15 protein-coding genes are annotated in these 15196 nt (G+C 71.3%); 9 read left to right on the forward strand and 6 right to left on the reverse strand.

From position 1 onward, the window contains the following. Nucleotides 1-207: 207 nt before the first annotated feature. Nucleotides 208-1407, reverse strand: coding sequence for a phosphoserine phosphatase SerB (gene serB / locus AB0D45_RS13225; protein WP_361607115.1), 1200 nt, complete (start codon nucleotides 1405-1407; stop codon nucleotides 208-210). 377 nt (nucleotides 1408-1784) lie between these two features. Here serB and AB0D45_RS13230 point away from each other — a divergent pair, with 377 nt between their 5' ends. Next, nucleotides 1785-4289: an FHA domain-containing protein gene (locus tag AB0D45_RS13230; RefSeq protein WP_362458021.1), complete on the forward strand. Its 2505-nt coding sequence runs from the start codon at nucleotides 1785-1787 to the stop codon at nucleotides 4287-4289. Nucleotides 4290-4375: 86 nt separating this feature from the next. Here AB0D45_RS13230 and AB0D45_RS13235 read toward each other — a convergent pair whose 3' ends face one another. Further along, entirely contained in the window at nucleotides 4376-5029 is a 654-nt protein-coding gene (locus AB0D45_RS13235; protein ID WP_361607121.1) for a transglycosylase SLT domain-containing protein, read from the reverse strand. A 471-nt stretch (nucleotides 5030-5500) separates the two neighbouring features. Between AB0D45_RS13235 and AB0D45_RS13240 the strand changes: the two genes are divergently transcribed. The 3 genes from AB0D45_RS13240 to AB0D45_RS13250 all read left to right on the forward strand — a co-directional run bounded on the left by AB0D45_RS13240 (nucleotide 5501) and on the right by AB0D45_RS13250 (nucleotide 7696). Then, nucleotides 5501-6649: a GAF domain-containing sensor histidine kinase gene (locus AB0D45_RS13240; protein WP_362458024.1), complete on the forward strand. Its 1149-nt coding sequence runs from the start codon at nucleotides 5501-5503 to the stop codon at nucleotides 6647-6649. Continuing rightward, a complete protein-coding gene (locus tag AB0D45_RS13245) occupies nucleotides 6642-7301 on the forward strand; it encodes a response regulator transcription factor (RefSeq protein ID WP_361607127.1) in 660 nt (219 codons plus the stop codon). The genes AB0D45_RS13240 and AB0D45_RS13245 overlap by 8 nt, the downstream gene beginning before the upstream one ends. Before the next feature lie 149 nt (nucleotides 7302-7450). Continuing rightward, the gene (locus AB0D45_RS13250) at nucleotides 7451-7696 is read left to right on the forward strand and encodes a chaplin (protein WP_361607130.1); all 246 of its coding nucleotides are present in this window, start codon (nucleotides 7451-7453) and stop codon (nucleotides 7694-7696) included. 159 nt (nucleotides 7697-7855) lie between these two features. Here the strand turns inward: AB0D45_RS13250 and AB0D45_RS13255 are convergent, their stop codons facing one another. Next, nucleotides 7856-8629 (reverse strand): hypothetical protein, encoded by a 774-nt coding sequence (locus AB0D45_RS13255; RefSeq protein WP_361610117.1) that lies wholly within the window; start codon nucleotides 8627-8629, stop codon nucleotides 7856-7858. 133 nt (nucleotides 8630-8762) lie between these two features. On the opposite strand from AB0D45_RS13255, the gene AB0D45_RS13260 reads away from it, so the two are divergent. The 4 genes from AB0D45_RS13260 to AB0D45_RS13275 all read left to right on the forward strand — a co-directional run bounded on the left by AB0D45_RS13260 (nucleotide 8763) and on the right by AB0D45_RS13275 (nucleotide 11995). Next, nucleotides 8763-9563: an ABC transporter ATP-binding protein gene (locus AB0D45_RS13260; protein WP_361610118.1), complete on the forward strand. Its 801-nt coding sequence runs from the start codon at nucleotides 8763-8765 to the stop codon at nucleotides 9561-9563. A gap of 73 nt (nucleotides 9564-9636) precedes the next feature. Continuing rightward, entirely contained in the window at nucleotides 9637-10062 is a 426-nt protein-coding gene (locus AB0D45_RS13265) for an NfeD family protein (protein ID WP_361610119.1), read from the forward strand. 84 nt (nucleotides 10063-10146) lie between these two features. After that, a complete protein-coding gene (locus AB0D45_RS13270) occupies nucleotides 10147-11121 on the forward strand; it encodes an SPFH domain-containing protein (RefSeq protein WP_361610120.1) in 975 nt (324 codons plus the stop codon). Between the two features lie 97 nt (nucleotides 11122-11218). Next, nucleotides 11219-11995 (forward strand): sulfite exporter TauE/SafE family protein, encoded by a 777-nt coding sequence (locus tag AB0D45_RS13275; protein ID WP_362458043.1) that lies wholly within the window; start codon nucleotides 11219-11221, stop codon nucleotides 11993-11995. A 63-nt stretch (nucleotides 11996-12058) separates the two neighbouring features. Here AB0D45_RS13275 and AB0D45_RS13280 read toward each other — a convergent pair whose 3' ends face one another. The 3 genes from AB0D45_RS13280 to AB0D45_RS13290 all read right to left on the reverse strand — a co-directional run bounded on the left by AB0D45_RS13280 (nucleotide 12059) and on the right by AB0D45_RS13290 (nucleotide 14067). Further along, nucleotides 12059-12562 carry an HNH endonuclease gene (locus tag AB0D45_RS13280; RefSeq protein WP_361610121.1) on the reverse strand — a complete coding sequence of 168 codons (504 nt, stop codon included), beginning with the start codon at nucleotides 12560-12562 and terminating at the stop codon, nucleotides 12059-12061. Between the two features lie 148 nt (nucleotides 12563-12710). After that, nucleotides 12711-13244 (reverse strand): YbhB/YbcL family Raf kinase inhibitor-like protein, encoded by a 534-nt coding sequence (locus AB0D45_RS13285; protein WP_361610122.1) that lies wholly within the window; start codon nucleotides 13242-13244, stop codon nucleotides 12711-12713. 40 nt (nucleotides 13245-13284) lie between these two features. After that, a complete protein-coding gene (locus AB0D45_RS13290; RefSeq protein WP_361610123.1) occupies nucleotides 13285-14067 on the reverse strand; it encodes a sporulation protein in 783 nt (260 codons plus the stop codon). 134 nt (nucleotides 14068-14201) lie between these two features. Between AB0D45_RS13290 and AB0D45_RS13295 the strand changes: the two genes are divergently transcribed. Further along, nucleotides 14202-14843: a DNA-3-methyladenine glycosylase gene (locus AB0D45_RS13295; protein ID WP_361610124.1), complete on the forward strand. Its 642-nt coding sequence runs from the start codon at nucleotides 14202-14204 to the stop codon at nucleotides 14841-14843. The last annotated feature ends 353 nt before the right edge of the window (nucleotides 14844-15196 follow it).

The raw sequence follows: 15196 nt of genomic DNA on the forward strand, positions 1-15196 counted from the left end.
ATCAAGGCTGACCGGTCGCCGTTGTCGGGATCCGACAACGCGGTCAGTGATGTGAGGCCAAGTGGACTTCAGCGGAAGCCAGTTCGGATCGGAGGCGCCTGGACTCCGCCTCGCGCGGGGTCACCGGACGACGGACGCCCGGCCGGAGGGATCCGGCCGGGCGTACGGGGAGCCGGCGTCGGCGCCGGCTCGGGCGCCGTGGGCGCCTCAGGCCAGATCGGCCGCTTCCACTTCCTCGCGGGTGACGCCGAGCAGGTACAGCACCGCGTCCAGGAAGGGCACGTTCACGGCGGTGTGGGCGGCCTCGCGGACCACCGGCTTGGCGTTGAAGGCCACACCCAGCCCGGCGGCGTTCAGCATGTCCAGGTCGTTGGCGCCGTCACCGATCGCCACCGTCTGCGACAGCGGCACCCCGGCCTCCCCGGCGAAGCGGCGCAGCAGCCGCGCCTTGCCCGCCCGGTCCACGATCTCGCCGGTGACCCTCCCGGTCAGCTTCCCGTCGACGATCTCGAGGGTGTTGGCCGAGGCGAAGTCCAGCCCCAGCCGCTCCCGCAGGTCGTCCGTCACCTGCGTGAACCCGCCCGAGACCACACCCACCTGGTAGCCCAGCGTCTTCAGCGTCCGGATCAGGGTCCGGGCACCGGGCGTCAGCCGCACCTCGGAGCGGACCTTGTCCACCACCGACGCGTCCAGCCCCGCCAGCAGCGCGACCCGGGCGTGCAGGGACTGCTCGAAGTCCAGCTCACCGCGCATGGCCCGCTCGGTCACCTCGGCGACCTCGGCCTCACAGCCGGCGTGCGCGGCGAAGAGCTCGATGACCTCGTCCTGGATCAGGGTCGAGTCCACGTCCATGACCACCAGGCGCTGCGCCCGGCGGTGCAGCCCCGCCGACACCACGGCCACGTCCACGCCGATCTGCGCGGCGGTGGTCGCGAGAGCGGTGCGCAACGGCTCGGTCGCGACGCCGGAGACGGCGAACTCGACCGCCGTCACCGGAAACTTGGCGAGACGGAAGATGCGGTCGATGTTGCCGCCGGTCGCGGTGATCCGGGCCGCGATGGTGGCCGTGGACTCCGCCGTGAGGGGGTGCCCGAGGACGGTGACGTGGGACCGGCCGCTGCCGCGGGGCCGGTTGTCACCGGTGCCGGAGATGATCTCGGCCTGGAGCTTGAGCGACTCGGCCCAGCTGTGCACGGTGGAGCGCAGCTCGCCCTCGGAGCCGGCGGCGGGCTTGGTGACGAGGGCGCACAGGACGATGCGGCCGCGGGTGACGACCTGCTCGATGTCGACGACATCGACGGAGTAGGCGGCGAGGGTGTCGAACAGCCCGGCGGTGATCCCGGGACGGTCCTTGCCGAAGATCTTGACGAGGAGGGTGGGGACGTCGGAGGTCTGCGAAGCGCTCATGGTGCCCACACCGTATCTTCCCACCCCGCCCCCCTGGACCCCCGTCCCACCTTTCGGGCGCAGCCGGCGCCGGCCCCGCCGGCGTTCGAGGCGCGGGGTCCGGGGCGGAGCCCCGGGGAACGGGCGAAGGGCGGGACCCGCGCCCCGAGCCACCCGCTCACCACGCGCCGCGCGGCCACCGCGGGACCGGGCGCCGGGGGGTGAGACGTCCCGTATCTCACTCTCCGGGCGCCTTTCGCCCCCGCCCGCGAAGGCCCCGATTCCACATGTGGCCCCAGGCCTGAAATAGTTCCCCCGGATGTTCGCCATCCCTAGACTCCCTGACGTCGGACTCCCTGACGCCAGGGGGATTCTCGGGGGACTTAAGTGGGGCTGGAGTGCCGGAACTCGTACTGGAATTGAACGGAAGGACTTGGACGCTCGATCCGTCCAGGTCGTACTCGCTGGGGCGCGACCCCCAGGGAGACGTGGTGATCGATGACGCCCGGGTGTCGTGGCGGCACGCCACCATCAGCTGGAACGGCCGGGGTTGGGCCATCGAGGACCACGGCAGCACCAACGGCACCTACGTGCACGGCGCGCGGGTCCAGCAGACGGAGCTCGTGGCCGGCACGCCGGTCCACCTGGGCAACGCGACCGACGGCCCGCGGCTGGATCTGAGCGCGGCCGCCGCGGCGGCGCCCGCCCCGCAGCCGGCCTACCAGGCGCAACAGCACGCACAGGCACCTGCCTACCAGGCCCCGGCGCACCAGCACCAGCAGCCGCAGCCCGCCTGGGACCAGCCGCAGCAGCAGCCGCAGCACCAGCAGCCGTACGTGCCGCCGCAGCAGGCCGGCGGCGCCCCCGCGCAGTCCGCGGCCCCCGGCTACAGCGACCACCGCAGCCCGACGACGTTCCACCAGATCGCCGTGGGCCGCGTCATGCGCATCGGCCGTGCCCTGGAGAACGAGCTCGTCGTCTCCGACCTCCAGGTCTCGCGCCACCACGCGGAGTTCCGCTCCACCGGCGGCCGCTTCGAGATCCACGACCTCGGCAGCCACAACGGCACCTACGTCAACGGTCAGGCGCTGCCCAAGTCCGGCACCGCGCTGCTCGGCCCGAACGACATCGTCGGCGTCGGCCACTCGACGTTCCGGATCGTCGGCGACCGGCTCGAGGAGTTCGTCGACACCGGTGACGTCTCCTTCTCGGCGCGCCACCTCACGGTCACGGTCGACGGCGGCAAGCAGATCCTCAAGGACGTCACCTTCGGCGTCCCCGAGAAGTCGCTCATCGGCGTCATCGGCCCCTCCGGCTCGGGCAAGTCGACGCTGCTGAAGGCCCTCACCGGCTACCGGCCCGCCGACCAGGGTGACGTCCTCTACGACAACCGCAACCTGTACAAGCAGTTCGCGGAGCTCCGCCAGCGCATCGGCCTGGTCCCGCAGGACGACATCCTGCACAAGGAGCTGAAGGTCAGCACCGCCCTGAAGTACGCGGCCAAGCTCCGCTTCCCCGGCGACACCGCCGAGTCCGAGCGCGCCGCCCGCATCAACGAGGTGCTGCGCGAGCTCAAGCTCGACATCCACAAGGACAAGAAGATCACCTCGCTCTCGGGCGGCCAGCGCAAGCGCGTGTCCGTGGCCCTGGAGCTGCTGACCAAGCCGTCGCTGATCTTCCTGGACGAGCCGACCTCCGGCCTCGACCCGGGCATGGACCGCGACGTCATGCAGCTGCTGCGCGGCCTCGCCGACGACGGCCGCACCGTCCTGGTCGTCACCCACTCCGTGGCCGAGCTGGCCCTGTGCGACAAGCTGCTGGTGATGGCCCCGGGCGGGTCCGTGGCCTACTTCGGCCCGCCGGACGAGGCGCTGAACTTCTTCGGCTACACCACCTGGGCCGACGTGTTCTCCGCCTTCGAGAACTACCGCGAGTACGACTGGGCCGGCCGCTGGAAGGGCTCCCAGCACTACCAGCTGTACGCCGCCGACCTCGACGCGGTCGCCCCGCAGCCGGTCGCGATGCCCACGCCGCAGCAGCTGAACCCGCCGAAGCCGCAGGGCTGGGGCTCGCAGCTGTGGACGCTGATCCGCCGCTACGTCTCGGTGATCGCCTCCGACAAGGGCTTCCTGGCCCTGATGGTGCTGCTGCCCGCCGTCCTCGGCATCGTCTCGACGGTGATCCCCGCGAAGTTCGGCCTCGCCCCGCCGGTGAAGCCGTCCCGCTTCAACGGCGACGCGGGCACGATCATGCTGATCCTCGCGGTCGGCATGTGCTTCTCGGGCGCGGCCAACTCGGTCCGTGAGCTGATCAAGGAACGCGTCATCTACGAACGCGAGCGCGCGACCGGCCTGTCCCGGTCGGCGTACCTCATGTCGAAGGTGATCGTCCTCGGCGTGATCACGGCCGTCCAGGGCGTGATCATCTGCGCCATCGGCTTCACCCCGCGCAAGCTGCCCGCCGAGGGCCTGTTCATGTCGCCGGCCGCCGAGCTCTGCATCTCGGTGACGGCGCTCGGCTTCACCGCGATGATGTTCGGCCTGGTGATCTCCTCGCTGGTGAAGACCGCCGAGAAGACCATGCCGCTGCTGGTCATGTTCGCGATCATCCAGGTCGTCTTCACCGGCATCCTCTTCCAGCTGTACGACAAGATCGGGCTGGAGCAGTTCGCCTACCTGATGCCGTCGCGCTGGTCGGTCGCCGCGGCCGGCACCACGCTGGACCTCGGCAAGCTCATGGCGCCGTGGGACCCGGAGAACCCCACGAACACCGACCCGCTGTGGGACCCCACCGCCGGCCAGTGGTTCCTCGACATCTCCGTGCTGGTGCTGCTCGGCGTCATCTGCGGCTTCGCGGTGGCCCGCCTGCTGCGCCGCCACGAGCCCGAGGTCATGCGCAAGTAGCCGGTGCGCCGACGCACCGAACGCCTCAGGGCGGCACCCGGGACTCCGGGGGCCGCCCTGAGGCGCATGGGGGGCGTGGGGTGCGCTCAGTAGGCGCTGTTCACGTTGTCCATCGAGCCGTAGCGGTCGGCGGCGTAGTTGCACGCGGCGACGATGTTCGCGACCGGGTCGTACTGGTCGAACTTGGTGCCCTTGACGTGGTACGTCTTGAAGGTCGGGGCGATCACCTGGAGCAGACCCTTGGACGGGATGCCGTTCTGGGCGTTGATGTCCCAGTTGTTGATCGCGCGCGGGTTGCCGCTCGACTCGCGCATGATGTTGCGGTGGATGCCGGCGTAGGTGCCGGGGATGCCCTCGCGCTTCATGATGAAGAGGGCTTCCTTGATCCAGCCGTCGAGGTTGTTCGCGAAGACCGGGGTGCGGGCCGCGGAACGGCTCGCCGCCGCCTTGGCCTCGCGGTCCTTCTTCGCCTGGGCCTCCGCCTTGGCCTTGGCCTTCGCCGCGGCGTCCTTGGCCTTCTGGTCGGCGACGGCCTGCTGGGCGCCGACGTTCTGCTGCACGGACTGGGTCCAGGCCACCGGGGCGACCGCGATCGTCTGAGCCTGAGCGGTCCCGGTACCGGTCTCGGCGGGGACGAGGGAGAAGGCGAGGGCAGCGGCACCGAGGGTGGCGACACCGGCGATCGACAGCTTGTACGCCTTCGTCAGACGACTGTGACCGGGAGTGCTGGAAGCAGACATGCGGGGCAACCTCTTCGAATAGCGGGGGCCGCAGGAAAGCGCCGCTCGGATCCGGGATCCGCGGCGCTGTGCGACGGCAGCCATTCTTAGCGGCGGCAAAATCGCATGGCAAAGGTGTGACGTACGATCCCGCTTAGTGGATCAGGGCCCCCCGGTGGAGCGGCATTTACGCCCCCGCCGCTAGGCGCAGCAGCACTGACCGCGCCCTTATTCGTCCACTACGCGGCTTCGTAAGTGATGTGCGTCCTATGCCCGGGCTCACATCGGGCACGTAACGGTTTCACCCAGAGTTGCTCCCGCAATTCAATGGGTGACCGAACTCCGACTTCCGGACGACCTGCCCGCCCGCAGGCCTCATCCCCAGGGCAGAGAACCGCCCCCCCAACCCCTCCCCAAGCCGTATGCCCTCCGCCCCCGGACCTACACCCGCAGCCCGATACCCCAGGTCAGGGCCGCCGGTACGGTGACCCCATGCACAACGGACCCGCTACGGGAGGACTGGCGGCCGTCAGCACCGCGCTGCTGGCCATGAGCCGCCGACTGGAGGTCCAGGACGTCCTGCGCACGATCGTCGCCTCCGCCCGCGAACTGCTGGACGCCGAATACGCGGCCCTGGGCGTTCCGGACGACCACGGGGGCTTCGCCCAGTTCGTCGTCGACGGCATCAGCGAGGAGCAGTGGCGCCGCATCGGCCCGCTGCCCCGCCAGCACGGCATCCTCGCCGCGATGCTCCACGAGGAGACCCCCGAGCGGCTGGCCGACGTCCGCAAGGACCCGCGCTTCGGGGGCTGGCCCGCCGCCCACCCCGAGATGTCCGACTTCCTCGGCCTGCCCATCCGCGACGGGGAGGAGAACCTCGGCGCCCTCTTCCTCGCCAACAAGCGCGGCGCCCCGGGCGCCGGCCGCGGCTTCACCGACGAGGACGAGGAGCTCCTCTCCCTCCTCGCCCAGCACGCGGCCATCGCCCTGACCAATGCCCGCCTCTACGAGCGCAGCCGCGAGCTGACCATCGCCGAGGAGCGCTCCCGGCTCGCCCACGAGCTGCACGACGCCGTCAGCCAGAAGCTGTTCTCCCTGCGCCTGACCGCCCAGGCGGCCGCCGCGCTCGTGGACCGCGACCCGGGCCGCGCCAAGGGCGAGCTCCAGCAGGTCGCCGCGCTCGCCGCGCAGGCCGCCGACGAGCTGCGCGCCGCCGTGACCGAGCTGCGCCCGGCCGCACTGGACGAGGACGGCCTCGTCGCCACCCTGCGCGACCACGTCCGCGTACTGGACCGCGCCCACACCGCACGCGTCACCTTCACCTGCGACGGCGTACGGGCGCTGCCCGCCGCCCAGGAGGAGGCGCTGCTGCGCGTCGCCCAGGAGGCCCTCCACAACGCCCTGCGCCACTCCGGCGCCGACCGCGTCGAGGTCACCCTGGCCCGCACCCTGGAGGGCGGCGCCGTCCTGCGCGTGCGCGACTGGGGCCGGGGCTTCTCCCCGCCCACCGTGCGCAAGGCCGGCCGCCACCTGGGGCTGGTCTCCATGCGGGACCGCGCGAGCGGTGCCGGGGGCCGGCTGGAGGTCCGCTCGGAGCCCGGCGAGGGCACCACGATCGAAATGGAGGTCCCCGGTGGCTGACGTCCCCGGCCGCGGCCGGATCCGCGTCCTGCTGGTCGACGACCACCAGGTGGTCCGACGCGGCCTGCGCACCTTCCTGGAGGTACAGGAGGACATCGAGGTGGTCGGAGAGGCCGCCGACGGGGCGGAGGGCACCGCCCGCGCCGAGGAACTGCGCCCCGACGTGATCCTCATGGACGTGAAGATGCCCGGCACCGACGGCATCGAGGCCCTGCGCCGGCTGCGGGACCTCGGGAACCCGGCGCGCGTCCTGATCGTCACCAGCTTCACGGAACAGCGGACCGTGGTGCCCGCGCTGCGGGCCGGCGCCGCCGGATACCTCTACAAGGACATCGACCCCGACGCCCTGGCCGGAGCCATCCGCTCCGTGCACGCCGGCCACGTCCTGCTCCAGCCGGAGGTGGCGGAGGCGCTGCTCGCGGCCCAGGACGACCAGAGCGGGCCGGGGGGACGCCCCGGGGCGCTGACCGACCGCGAACGGGAGGTGCTCGGTCTGATCGCGGACGGGCGCTCGAACCGGGAGATCGCCCGGGCCCTCGTCCTGTCGGAGAAGACGGTCAAGACGCACGTCTCGAACATCCTCATGAAGCTCGACCTCTCCGACCGGACGCAGGCCGCGCTGTGGGCGGTCAGGCACGGCATCACGGAGTAGCGGGCCAAGCCGCCTGAAGTCGTGGGCTGAGCTGAGATTCATACGGTCGGGTGTATGTAGCCCACATGGCGTATCCGGGCGGCGGGGCGGCCGTTCTCCATGGCGTGCCGCGGCGGCTGGTCGCGGCAGACGTACTGGAGGACGAGAACGTGAAGAACTTCAAGAAGGCCGCAGCCGTCACCATGGTCGCGGGCGGCCTCCTCGCCGCCGGCGCCGGTGTCTCCTCGGCGCACGGCGGTGCGTCCGCGGAGGGCGAGGCCCTGAACTCGCCCGGCGTGGCCTCCGGGAACCTGCTCCAGGTCCCCGTGCAGGTCCCCGTGAACGTGGTCGGCAACTCCGTCAACGTGATCGGCCTGCTCAACGGCGCCTTCGGCAACACCGGCGTCAACGCCTGACCCGCGCCCCCGCCGGCCCCGCTTCCCCCTCTCCCCTGGAAGCGGGGCCGTACCGTTTCCCTCGCGTCGGCGTTCGGGACGCGGAGCCCCCGCTAAAGGGCGCAGGACGGGAGCAGCCCGCGCACGGCGGCGGCCCGGACCCGCCGGAAGCGCCGGAGGCTACCGCTCCTCCACCGCCGCGTTGTACGCCGCCACCAGCGCCCGCCGGGCCACCCGCTCCACCGGCCGCAGCGCCTCCGCCCGCGCCGCCATCTCGGACGCGGCCACCGCGCCCCCGTGCCCGCGCTCGTACGCCAGCGACACCATCAGGTCCACCCGCTGCGCCAGCGCCAGCACCCGCACCGCCCGCGCCGGATACCCGGGCGCCAGTACGTCACGCCCCGCCTCCGCCCGCGCCCGGTACGCGGACAGGGCCGCGTCCGCCACCGGCCCCGACGCCGCCACGTCCAGCCGGGTCAGCACCACCGTCGCCTCCCGCAGCGCCTCCGCCAGCTCCCGCTCCGCCTCGCCCAGCGACGGCACGTCCGCCGGCGGGGCCTCCCGTACCGGCAGGCAGTGCCACACCACCGAGACGTGGACGTCACCGGCCGGGCCCGCCTCCGAGACCTCCGGCACCAGTCCCAGCGCGGCCCCGGCGCACACCACCGCCTCCTCGGCCTCCAGCGCCCGCGCGTTGAACTCCGGCGGCCCGCTCAGCCCCAGCGGATGCCCCGCCACCGGCAGCGCCACCCGCAGCCCGGTCGCCCCCAGCGCCCGCAGCCGCCCGAGCGCCAGCGTGAGCCCCACCGGCTCCGCTTCCCCCGGCAGCCCGGCCACCCGGTGCACGGCGTCCTCGCCCACGATCGACAGCGCCGCCTCGTCGGGCGAGACCAGACCGGCCAGCAGAGCGTTCCCCCAGGCGGCCAGCCGCCCTGAACGTGGTTCGAAAAGCATCCCCCCACTCTACGGATCGGCGCCCCGACCCGGCCTGGCGCCCGGAGCCCTCCGCCAGTGGCGTAGGTTTTCCCCTGGGGCTGCGCCTGCCGGCGCACAGAGAACCGTGACTGCAAGGGGTGACAACACGCTCATGAGCGATGTTCTGGAGCTGGTGGACGTATCCGTGGTCCGCGAGGGCCGGGCTCTGGTGGACCAGGTCTCCTGGTCGGTGAAGGAGGGGGAGCGCTGGGTGATCCTCGGCCCCAACGGCGCCGGCAAGACCACGCTGCTGAACCTCGCCTCCAGCTACCTCTTCCCCACCACGGGCGCCGCCACCATCCTCGGCAGCACCCTCGGCAAGCCCGGCAGCGACGTCTTCGAGCTGCGCCCGCGCATCGGCGTCGCCGGCATCGCGCTGGCCGACAAGCTCCCGAAGCGGCAGACCGTCCTGCAGACCGTGCTCACCGCCGCCTACGGCATGACCGCGACCTGGCAGGAGGAGTACGAGGACATCGACGAGCAGCGCGCCCGCGCGTTCCTCGACCGCCTCGGCATGACGGAGTACCTCGACCGCAAGTTCGGCACCCTCTCCGAGGGCGAGCGCAAGCGCACCCTGATCGCCCGCGCCCTGATGACCGACCCCGAGCTGCTCCTCCTCGACGAGCCCGCCGCCGGCCTGGACCTCGGCGGCCGCGAGGACCTCGTACGCCGCCTCGGCCGCCTGGCCCGCGACCCCCTCGCCCCCTCCATGGTGATGGTCACCCACCACGTCGAGGAGATCGCCCCCGGCTTCACGCACGTCCTGATGATCCGCCAGGGCAAGGTCGTCACCGCCGGTCCCATCGAGCTGGAGCTGACCTCCCGCAACCTCTCCCTCTGCTTCGGCCTCCCGCTCGTCGTCGAACGCAACGAGCACGACCGCTGGAGCGCCCAGGGCCTGCCGCTGCGCTAGACGGCCCGGGCCCGGCGCCAAGGCCGCCGTTCGCGCCCTGTCCGGCCGCGCCCGCCCGACCTACCATGACCATGTGGACATCGACGCATGGGTGTGGTGGCTCATCGGCGCGGTCGGACTGGGCATCCCCCTCGTCCTGACCGCCATGCCGGAGTTCGGCATGTTCGCGGTCGGCGCGGTCGCGGCCGCCGTCACCGCGGCCGTCGGCGGGGGAGCGGTGGCCCAGGTCCTGGTCTTCGTGATCGTCTCGGTCGCCCTGGTCGCCGTCGTCCGGCCCCTCGCCAACCGCCACCGGGACCAGCCCCAACACCGCAGCGGCATCGAGGCGTTGAAGGGCAGGACCGCCCTCGTGCTCGAACGGGTCGACGGCAGCGGCGGCCGCATCAAGCTGGCCGGGGAGATCTGGTCCGCCCGTACCCTCGACTCGGACACCAGTTTCGAACCCGGCCAGTCCGTCGACGTCATCGACATCGACGGAGCGACCGCGGTCGTCATGTAGCAAGCAGCCCACCCGCGGCCCCGGGGTCTGCGAGACTCCGCTCAACGGGGCAGCACAGACAGCCGGAAGGGCACGGGGAACAGCATGCAACCGATCATCATCGTCCTGATCATCCTGGTGGTACTGGTCTTCATCGCCCTGGTCAAGACGATCCAGGTGATCCCGCAGGCCAGCGCGGCCATCGTCGAGCGGTTCGGCCGCTACACCCGCACCCTCAACGCGGGCCTCAACATCGTCGTCCCGTTCATCGACTCGATCCGCAACCGGATCGACCTGCGCGAGCAGGTCGTCCCCTTCCCGCCGCAGCCGGTCATCACCCAGGACAACCTGGTCGTCAACATCGACACCGTCATCTACTACCAGGTGACCGACGCCCGCGCCGCGACGTACGAGGTGGCCAGCTACATCCAGGCCATCGAGCAGCTCACCGTCACCACCCTGCGCAACATCATCGGCGGCATGGACCTGGAGCGGACCCTCACCTCCCGCGAGGAGATCAACGCCGCCCTGCGCGGGGTCCTCGACGAGGCCACCGGCAAGTGGGGCATCCGCGTCAACCGCGTCGAACTGAAGGCCATCGAGCCGCCGACCTCCATCCAGGACTCGATGGAGAAGCAGATGCGCGCCGACCGCGACAAGCGCGCCGCGATCCTCCAGGCCGAGGGTGTCCGGCAGTCGGAGATCCTGCGCGCCGAGGGCGAGAAGCAGTCCTCGATCCTGCGCGCGGAAGGCGAGGCCAAGGCCGCGGCGCTGCGGGCCGAGGGCGAGGCGCAGGCCATCCGTACGGTCTTCGAGTCCATCCACGCCGGCGACGCCGACCAGAAGCTCCTCGCCTACCAGTACCTCCAGATGCTCCCGAAGATCGCCGAAGGCGACGCCAACAAGCTCTGGATCGTGCCCAGCGAGATCGGAGACGCACTCAAGGGCCTCTCGGGCGCCATGGGCAACTTCGGCCCCCTCGGCGGCGGTTCGGCCGGCTTCAACCCGCAGAACCCCGGCAAGGGCGTACCCGCCCAGGACCGTCCCGCCGAGCGCCGGGAACAGCCCCCCATCGACTGACGCGGCCCTCCCCTTCGGGCATGATCGGTGAGGCCCCTCGACCTTCACGGCGGGGAGGCGACTCACTCACGCAAAGGGGATGGCTCCGTCCATGTCCATGTCCATGTCCCTCTGGGAATCGCTCGCGGTCTTCGCCGCCGGAATCGGCGCCGGCACCATCAACACCATCGTCGGCTCCGGCACCCTGATCACCTTCCCGGTGCTGCTCGCCACCGGCCTGCCCCCGGTCACCGCCAACGTCTCCAACACCCTCGGCCTGGTGCCCGGTTCCCTCAGCGGAGCCATCGGCTACCGCAAGGAACTCCAGGGCCAGCGCGCCCGCATCGTCCGGCTCGGCGCCGTCTCCCTCGTCGGCGGACTCGCGGGCGCCGTCCTGCTCCTGGTCCTGCCCCCGGACTCCTTCGACACGATCGTGCCCGTCCTCATCGGCCTGGCCCTCGTGCTCGTCGTCCTCCAGCCCCGCCTCGCCGTCGCCCTGCGCCGCCGCCAGGAAGCCGCCGGCGGCGGTCCGGGCCGCGCGGACGGCGGACCGGCGCTGCTGGCCGGCATGCTGTTCTCCAGCGCGTACGGGGGCTACTTCGGCGCCGCGCAGGGCGTGCTCTACGTCGGCCTGATGGGCCTGCTGCTCCACGACGACCTGCAACGGATCAACGCCGTCAAGAACGTGGTCGCCGCCCTCGTCAACGGCATCGCCGCCGTCTTCTTCCTCTTCGTCGCCGACTTCGACTGGACGGCCGTGCTCCTCATCGCCGTCGGCTCCACCATCGGCGGCCAGATCGGCGCCAAGGTCGGCCGCCGGCTCCCCCCGACCGCCCTGCGCGGAGTCATCGTCACGGTCGGGATCCTGGCCATCGTCCAGCTGCTGCTCCGCTGAGCGACGTAGAGGAGATACGTCGCCCAGCGCGCGGCACACCACGACGGACGGGGCAGACGCGACTCAGGCGGAACGCGCCAGCCAGTCGGGCAGCGCGTCCTGCCCCCGCACCCCCAGGGCGAGCAGCATCGCGTCCGCCGGAGACGGCACGAAGGGCTTGCGCAGCAGCGGCATCCCCGCCTCCTCCGGCGTCCGCGCCGCCTTGCGGTGGTTGTCCTCCGCACAGGAGGCCACCGTGTTCAGCCAGGTGTCACCGCCCCCCTGAGCCCGGGGCAGCACGTGGTCCACGGTCGTCGCGCGCTTGCCGCAGTACGCGCACCGGTGCTGGTCCCGTACCAGCACCCCCCTCCGCGACCAGGGAGCATGTCTTCGGAAGGGCACCCGCACGTAGCGGCACAACCGGATCACCCGCGGCATCGGCAGCTCCATGGTCGCCGCCCGCACGCGCAGCTCCGGATGAGACTGTTCGACCACGGCCTTGTCCTGGAGCACCAGCACCACGGCCCGGTTCAGCGTCACCGTCGACAGCGGCTCGAAGCTCGCGTTCAGTACCAGCGTGTCCCGCATCTCGCCCACCTCCGTGTGCAGGCCCGCGACCACCCTGGCGGCAAGGCCCGCAACCACTCTGGCCGCGCGCGCCACGCGGGACAACGCAATAAAAATGCCCGGTCCTGGCCTCCTTTAGACCAGGACCGGGCAAACAGATCAAGAACGATCAGCCGGCCGGCGACTCGTACTCGCCGATCAGCTGCGCACGGCCGATGGCGTGGAACCGGAGGTGGAAACCGACCGACGCCGGCGAGGAGTCCTCGTCCGTCCCGAGCTGCTCCCGGTCCACCGCGTACACGGTGAACACGTACCGGTGCCGCTCTCCGCGCGGCGGGGCCGCACCGCCGAAGTCCCGGGTGCCGTAGTCGTTCCGCGCGTGCACGGCCCCCTCCGGCAGCCCCTCGAAGTCCCCGCTGCCCGCGCCGGCCGGCAGCGAGGTCACCGAGGCCGGGATGTCGAAGAGCACCCAGTGCCAGAACCCGCTGCCCGTCGGCGCGTCCGGGTCGAAGCAGGTCACCGCGAAACTCTTCGTGCCCTCGGGAAAGCCCTCCCACCGCAGCTCCGGCGAGACGTTGCCCCCCGTCAGCACCTGCGCCTCCGCCAGATCCGCACCCGGCGCGACGTCCGCACTGGTCACGGTGAAGGCCTCCACCTCGGGGTGGAAGGCGTGCGGAAGGGGCGCCCTGTTCTGCTCGGCCACTGCTGTCCTCCTGGATCGGATGAGGGGTACGGGCCCGAGCCTAGAACCAGTTGCGCTGTGAACCGACCGAGGCGATCCACTGGTTCAGGTACGCCGCCCAGTCGGTCCCCTCGTACGACTGCAGGCCGACCTGGAAGCAGCGGTAGGTGTCGCTGCCCTCGCTGAACAGCCCCGGCTTCTTGTCCATCTCCAGGACGACGTCCATCTCGCGCCCGTCCGAGACGAAGGTCAGCTCGACCTGGTTCAGCCCCCGGTACTGCGACGGCGGCAGGAACTCGATCTCCTGGTAGAACGGCAGCGTCTGGCGCGTCCCGCGGATGTGCCCGCGCTCCATGTCCGCGCTGCGGAAGGTGAAGCCCAGCTGCCGGAACGCGTCCAGGATCGCCTGCTGCGCCGGCACCGGGTGCACGTTGATCGGGTCCAGGTCGCCCGCGTCCACCGCGCGCGCGATCTCCAGCTCGGTGCTGACCCCGATGTTCATCCCGTGCAGGTGCTGGCCCCCGAAGTGGGTGATCGGCGTCTCCGCCGGGATCTCCAGCCCGAACGGCACCACGTGCAGCGCACCGGCCTGCACCTTGAAGGCACCGCCGAGGCGCTGCTTGGTGAAGACGATGTCCTGCTTGTACTCGCTGTCGCCGCCCTCCACCTCCACCCGCGCCTGGAGCCCGACGGACAGGCCCTCGATCTGCTGCTCCACGGACCCGCCCTGGATGCGCACCTCGCCCTGGACGATCCCGCCCGGCACGACGTTCGGCTCCGTGATGATCGTGTCCACCGACGCCCCGCCGGCACCCAGGCTCGCGAACAGCTTCCTGAACCCCATGCTCAATCTCCCCTATACGGATCTAAGGACCTGGCGACCAGGCCAGCCCTGCTGACTGCGTCGCGTCTACCCCTTACCAACGCGGAACCTTAGGCCCCGGTTGCAGGGGCGCGCCTTCCAGTACGCTCGACCGGATGAGCGCGCGACCCGACCGTACGCCCCTGCCCCGGTCCTTCTTCGACCGCCCGGTCCTCACGGTGGCCCCCGATCTGCTGGGCCGGATCCTGGTACGCCGGACCCCGGACGGCCCCATGGAACTGCGCATCACGGAGGTGGAGGCGTACGCGGGCGAGGCCGACCCCGGCTCCCACGCCTTCCGGGGCCGCACCGCCCGCAACGCCTCGATGTTCGGACCGCCCGGCCACGCGTACGTCTACTTCATCTACGGCATGTGGTTCAGCCTCAACCTGGTGTGCGGACCACCGGGCCACGCGAGCGGGGTGCTGCTGCGGGCGGGGGAGGTGACGGTGGGCGCTGACCTGGCCGCGAAACGTCGGCTTTCAGCCAGAAACCCGCACGAACTCGCCAAGGGGCCGGCCCGTCTGGCCACGGCCCTGGACGTGGACCGCTCCCTCGACGGTGCGGACCTCTGCGACGGCCCCGACGCGCCGCTGTCCCTCCTGACCGGCACCTCCACGCCGCCCGACCTGGTCGGCAACGGCCCCCGCACAGGAGTGAGCGGAGCCGGAGCCGCCCACCCCTACCGCTACTGGATCACCGGAGACCCGACGGTGAGCCCGTACCGCGCCCACGCGCCGCGCCGCCGCTCGACTTGACTCGGCCCTGGCCGACGCCTAACGTAGCCCGAGCCGCTTGAACGGGGCGCTGCCTTCCGCAGACCCCCAGAGCGGCCAAACCACTACCTACGACTTACCCCTGGCGGGGTCCCATTCGGCATGCCCGGATTTCCCGCCGACGGGCTCGATTATGAGCCGCAAGGGAAAAGCGTTAACGTAGTGACAACGCCGAAAGGCAAGGCCCTTCAGAAGGCCATCGGAATTCCAAACCGAGTCGGAAACGACACGGCGAAAGAGTCTGATAGAGTCGGAAACGCAAGAACAACACAGAACGAAAGCCCGGAGGAAAGCCCGAGAGGGTGAGTACAAAGGAAGCGTCCGTTCCTTGAGAA

Source organism: Streptomyces sp. NPDC048352 (genome assembly GCF_040651895.1).
GTDB lineage: Bacteria > Actinomycetota > Actinomycetes > Streptomycetales > Streptomycetaceae > Streptomyces.

What these genes read in the sequence shown, in the direction of transcription:
- AB0D45_RS13240 (WP_362458024.1), top strand. Translation starts at nt 5,501, where the DNA reads ATGCACAACGGACCCGCTACGGGAGGACTGGCGGCCGTCAGCACCGCG.
- AB0D45_RS13295 (WP_361610124.1), top strand. Translation starts at nt 14,202, where the DNA reads ATGAGCGCGCGACCCGACCGTACGCCCCTGCCCCGGTCCTTCTTCGAC.
- AB0D45_RS13275 (WP_362458043.1), top strand. Translation starts at nt 11,219, where the DNA reads ATGTCCATGTCCCTCTGGGAATCGCTCGCGGTCTTCGCCGCCGGAATC.
- AB0D45_RS13290 (WP_361610123.1), bottom strand. Translation starts at nt 14,067, where the DNA reads ATGGGGTTCAGGAAGCTGTTCGCGAGCCTGGGTGCCGGCGGGGCGTCG.
- AB0D45_RS13280 (WP_361610121.1), bottom strand. Translation starts at nt 12,562, where the DNA reads ATGCGGGACACGCTGGTACTGAACGCGAGCTTCGAGCCGCTGTCGACG.
- AB0D45_RS13260 (WP_361610118.1), top strand. Translation starts at nt 8,763, where the DNA reads ATGAGCGATGTTCTGGAGCTGGTGGACGTATCCGTGGTCCGCGAGGGC.
- AB0D45_RS13270 (WP_361610120.1), top strand. Translation starts at nt 10,147, where the DNA reads ATGCAACCGATCATCATCGTCCTGATCATCCTGGTGGTACTGGTCTTC.
- AB0D45_RS13255 (WP_361610117.1), bottom strand. Translation starts at nt 8,629, where the DNA reads ATGCTTTTCGAACCACGTTCAGGGCGGCTGGCCGCCTGGGGGAACGCT.
- serB (WP_361607115.1), bottom strand. Translation starts at nt 1,407, where the DNA reads ATGAGCGCTTCGCAGACCTCCGACGTCCCCACCCTCCTCGTCAAGATC.
- AB0D45_RS13235 (WP_361607121.1), bottom strand. Translation starts at nt 5,029, where the DNA reads ATGTCTGCTTCCAGCACTCCCGGTCACAGTCGTCTGACGAAGGCGTAC.